Raw genomic sequence first — 4,789 nt, 5'->3', positions numbered from 1 at the left:
TGACGGCCTCGGAGTTGTCACACTGGCACACACCACGTGATCATTCCGGGGCCGTCACCATGCCCGGAGGGCAGACCCCGACCGCTACGAGAGTCCGTCGTGCACCCGGTCCACCTCGTACGTGATCGGGTTGCTCGGGTCGCCGGGGCGGAGGAAGTAGCTGTGCAGGGAGTGCACCAGACGCTTGGAACCGAGGGTCCGCCCGGCTGTGGTGAGGGCCTGCGCGGCGACCTGACCTCCGAAGGTGCGCATCGCCGCCCCGGCATGGCATCGGCCACGGAACAGGTTCTTGTCCAGCTCCTCGATCCGGAGCAGGTCGATGAACGAGTCGCGTTCGGCTCGGCCGGAAGAGTCCGGTCTGATGGTTCGGTCACCTGCCCATGCTGGCAGAAGGCGGGCGGGCGTCGTGTGATCTGGATTACGGAGAGCGGAGGAACAGGTTACAGAAATCGGATCTGTCGGTATCACGTCCTATCGTCCTGGCTATGACGCAAGCCGTACAGACGTACGCCTATCTCCGCTCCTCCGCCGTGCATGAGAGCAGCGCCGGGCGCAGCCTCGCCCTGGAGACCTCGGGCGGCGCCACACCCGCCGGCCTGGTGGCCAACCCGCAGTTCTTCCGCGGGTTCCTCACCGCACCCGCGCCCGCCGCCGCAGCACTGCTCGCGGTCGCCGACGTGGCCGCCGCCCGGTACTACCAGCCGCAACTGCGGGCCTCGCTCGATCCGGTGGTGACGGCCAACGGCGACCGGCTGCGCTTCGAGTCCTTCTCCGGCTGCTGCGGCGTCTACGCCCGCCTCGACGTGCTCGCCGAGGGGCTGGACGGCGATGAGATCGGCCACGGCACCACCAACGTCGACGTCAACAACCCACTCCGCGAGGCCCTCGGCCGGATCGGCGCCGCCGACCCGCTGCACCTGGCGGTCGGCCCGGACGCGCTGGAGGTGACCACCTTCGACGGCCCGCTGGTGGAGAAGAAGGTCCCGCTGCCGGACCGCTGGCTGCGCGGCTTCGCCGAGACTCAGGTGCTCGCCACCGGCTTCGACCTGCGCACCGAGGTACCGGCGGCCGAAGCCGTCCGCTTCCTGCGCTCGCTCCCGCGCGGCAACGGCCGCTCCGTGCAGCAGTGGGTGGTGCCCGCAGGCCGTACGCTGCGACCGGCCAGCAGGCCCGTCCCCGGCGCGGTCTGCCTGCCCGGCCCCGAGCGGCTGGTGGCGTTACAGCGGGTGCTGCGGCACGCGCTCGCCCTGCGGGTGTACGGGCCACCTGGCGGTCCGTCGGCCATGGCCGCCGCCTGGGAGGTGGTGCTGCCCGGCATGCGGCTGACGCTCACTCTGTCGCCGGACGCCTCGCGCGGCTTCTCGGGCGAGGGCGGCGTGCTGGACGCGCTCGCGGGAGCGGACGCGGCGGCAGACGCCGAGCTGGTGTCGGTGCTGCTCGCCTGGGAGCCCCGGGTCGACCCGGCCGAACTCGCCGAGCAGGCCGGGCTGAGCGTCGAGCGGGTCCGCGCGGTGCTCACCCGGCTCGGCACGTCCGGGCAGATCGGCTACGACACGGCCGAGGCCGCGTACTTCCACCGGCAGCTGCCGTACGACTCCGGCCGCGCCGAGGCGCAGAACCCGCGCCTGAAGGCAGCGCACGCCCTGGTCGCGGCCGGTGCGGTGGCCCTGGAGGAGGGTGGCGGCGCGCTGGTGACGGTGGACGACCACGTCCAGCGGGTGCGGCGGGCAGCGGACGGGAAGCTGAGCTGCACCTGCCTGTGGTGGGCCAAGTACCGGGGCGGGCGCGGGCCGTGCAAGCATGCGCTGGCCGTGGGCCTGGCGCGGGACGAGAACGCGGACGGGAACCGGGAGGGGGCGCGATGAACCTGATCGAGCTGGTACGGGCGGAGGACATCGACGGGATCGTCCGGGAGCTGGTCGGGCTGACGCCAGATCAGCGGCGTGCTTTCCTGCCGGAGTTGAAGGTGATCCGCAAGGAGATCCGCGACGCCGAGTGGCCAGCGCCCGATGGCAAGCCGGTGCTGATCGCCGGGCTGGGGTGCCACACCTCGCCCTCGGGTGCGGCGGACTGGATCGGCGGCCCCGGCCTGGGCTGGAGCGAGGTCTCGCGCCACCCCGCCCTGCTGGCCGTCATTGAGAGCCAGCCGCTGGAGTGGCAGCACGACGTCATCGCCCGGCTCGCCGAGCGGCGGCCCGGGCGCTGGTGGGGGGAGTACCGGCTGCTGGAGCACCTTGTGCGCACGACCGGGTGTCCGGTGCCGACCTCGGACGAGTTCGTCCTGAGCTGGGTGCACGAGCGGTCGGCCAAGCACTACGACCTACCCGCCCACCTGACCGGCAGGATGCCCGGTGACAACCTGTGGGACCGGCTGTCCGGTGACTCCTTCGTCCCGCTGCTGGTGCCTCGGCTGTTCGAGATCGCCGACATCGGGACCAGCCTCGACCGCTCCTGGTACGTGACCGAGCCCGGCGGCGGGTGGCCGGTCTGCCTGGCGCGGCTGACCGAGCAGGGCGTCCTGGATCGCGCCGAGATGCTCGACGGCTGCCTGGCCCGCCTGGTGCGTGGAGGCAGGGTGGGCGATCAGCGGGTCTTCCTGAAGGTGCTTCAGGCACTCGCGCCGTCCACGGACGAGAACGCGGCCCGCGTCAGGAGCTATCTCGCGCTGCTCGACGCCGTGTCCACCGTCGCGGTCCATGCCCAACAGGTGCTCGGCGAGCTGGACGACGCCGGGCTGCTGGCGGCCGACCTGCTCGTCGAAGCGTCCGGGACGGTGCTGTTCCGGACCGAGAAGAAACTAGTCCGCACCCAGTTGGTCCGGCTGGACAAGGCCGCCGGCCGTGACCCGGCGTTGGCCGGACAGGTGGTGTTGGCGGCCTCGGAGGCCTTCGGGCACCCCGATCCGGAGGTGCAGGAGCACACGCTCAAGCTGATCGCCCGTCATCTGGCGGCGGCGGGCGAAGGGGTGCTGCCACGGCTGCGGGAGGCCGCCGAAGCGCTCCACCCGGCACACACAGCGTCGGCCGGTGAGCTGCTCGGAGCCCAGTTGCCCAGTGGCACGTACGAGGAACTGCTGCCGCCCGTACCGCAACCCGCGCCGGTCCCCGGACCGCTGGGCAGCCCGGCCGAAGTGGCCGAGGAGCTCAGCGCGATCCTCCTGGGCGACCCGGACGTGGTCGCCTTCGAACGGGCCCTGGACGGGCTGGTACGGCAGGCCCACCTGAGCCGGCCGGCGCTCACTGAGGCGCTGCTGCCGGTACTCGCGGGCCACAACCACGCCCGACGCGACTGGGAGGACTGCACCGCCCGCGACCTGCTCTACGTCGCCAGGGCGGCGACCTCCGGGTACGCGCCGACCGGTGCCCTGCGCAGTCGCGACCACACCTCTCCGTTCGGCCACCAGCTCGCGGGCCGCCTGGAGGAGGCGGCTCGGCTGATCATCGCCCGCCGGACCCCGTACCTGCTGGCCACGCCGACCTCGGGCACGGGCGCGCTGGACGCGGCCGTCCTGGTGGAGCGGCTGGCCGGGTACGAGGCGGTGGACGCCAAGGACGGGGATGCCGATCTCTCGCAGGCGCTGCTCCGTGTCGTGCCGACCGACGACCCCGACGTCCTGGCCGCCGCCGAGCACCTCACCTCCACTGCCGGGCAGCGGACGGCACGCTGGCTCAAGGCCGGTGGCCTGCCGACCCGACTGTCCGGGCCCGGCTATCTCGGGACGGCAGCGGAGCCCGGACTCGCGCCGTGGGAGGTGATCCGGCGGCTGGATGCCGTGTCGCAGCAGGTCGAACAGTCCCTGGCTGTTCCCGACGAGCCTCTCGCGGCCGACTGCCGGTGGCTGCTTCAGCCGCAGGCCCCTGCTGCTCGGACGTACGTGAGCCGCTCGCCCGAGTCGGCCCACTGGCTCTCGGTGTTCCCCAACCACCGGGAGCTGCTGGCCGCGAAGATGCTGACCTGGTCCGGTGGCGTCGCCAACCCGGAGGTCAAGGGGTGCACGCGGTTGCTGCCACACCTCGCCGAGGCGGCCGGACCCGCCGGGCCGGCCGTGCATCTCGCGGTTGGGTACGGGCTGGGTGCCCGGCTTCCCGAGGACCGGCTGGCCGCCGTGGACGGCCTGCTGGTGCTCGCGGCCCGGGGCGATCTGGACGGCGCGCTGCTCGGGGGAATGCTGGCCGACATGGCGTCATGCGGGTTGGCCGAGCCCGCCCGGCTCGCCAAGTCCTTCCGCACGGCAGCCGACACCGGGGCGTACGGGACGGTGTGGTCGGTATTGGCGGGGGCGTTGCCCGGCCTGCTCTCGCGTACGTCGGCGCGGGGGCTCGGCGAGTTGCTGGGGGTGGCAGTGGACTGCGCGCAGCGCAGCGGAGCGCGGGGCGCGATCGCGAAGGTCTCGGAGGCCGCCGGGCGTGGCGGGGCGAATCAGGTGGTGAAGCAGGCGAAGGCGCTGCGGGAGGTGCTCGCGACGGGTGACTGAGAGCCTGTCGGTTGGCTGATCACGCGTGATGCGTGGCGGTCGGGGTCTGCCGTCCGGGCATGGTGACGGCCCCGGAATGATCACGTGGTGTGTGCCAGTGTGACAACTCCGAGGCCGTCAGCGGCCCGTGTTATCCGTCCCAGCCTGACCGATGAGATGTGGGAGATCATCCAGCCGCTCCTTCCCGTGCGTGACCTGCGAAAAGGCGGCGGGGTGCGCACGTACGGAGACCGGTTGGTGCTCGACTCGGTCTTCTACGTGCTGCGCTCGGTCTGCCAGTGGCGGATGCTCCCGCGTGACCTGATGCCCTGGGAC

4 protein-coding genes are annotated in these 4,789 nt (G+C 72.4%); 3 read left to right on the top strand and 1 reads right to left on the bottom strand.

Annotated features, from left to right (window positions below):
• Positions 1–84: 84 nt before the first annotated feature.
• Positions 85–252 carry an acyl-CoA thioesterase gene (locus ACIOJE_RS41050; protein ID WP_400783774.1) on the bottom strand — a complete coding sequence of 56 codons (168 nt, stop codon included), beginning with the start codon at positions 250–252 and terminating at the stop codon, positions 85–87.
• Between the two features lie 233 nt (positions 253–485).
• Between ACIOJE_RS41050 and ACIOJE_RS41045 the strand changes: the two genes are divergently transcribed.
• The 3 genes from ACIOJE_RS41045 to ACIOJE_RS41035 form a co-directional block, all read left to right on the top strand.
• A complete protein-coding gene (locus ACIOJE_RS41045; protein WP_400783771.1) occupies positions 486–1,865 on the top strand; it encodes an SWIM zinc finger family protein in 1,380 nt (459 codons plus the stop codon).
• Positions 1,862–4,474 (top strand): DUF6493 family protein, encoded by a 2,613-nt coding sequence (locus tag ACIOJE_RS41040; RefSeq protein ID WP_400783768.1) that lies wholly within the window; start codon positions 1,862–1,864, stop codon positions 4,472–4,474. Before ACIOJE_RS41045 ends, ACIOJE_RS41040 begins: the two co-directional genes overlap by 4 nt.
• Positions 4,475–4,630: 156 nt before the next feature.
• Positions 4,631–4,789: transposase (locus ACIOJE_RS41035; RefSeq protein WP_400783777.1), on the top strand; the 159-nt coding region annotated here is incomplete at its 3' end.

This window comes from Kitasatospora sp. NPDC087861 (genome assembly GCF_044742585.1).
In the GTDB taxonomy this organism is placed as follows: Bacteria; Actinomycetota; Actinomycetes; order Streptomycetales; family Streptomycetaceae; genus Kitasatospora.
This window is presented reverse-complemented; position numbering and strand designations above follow the sequence as displayed.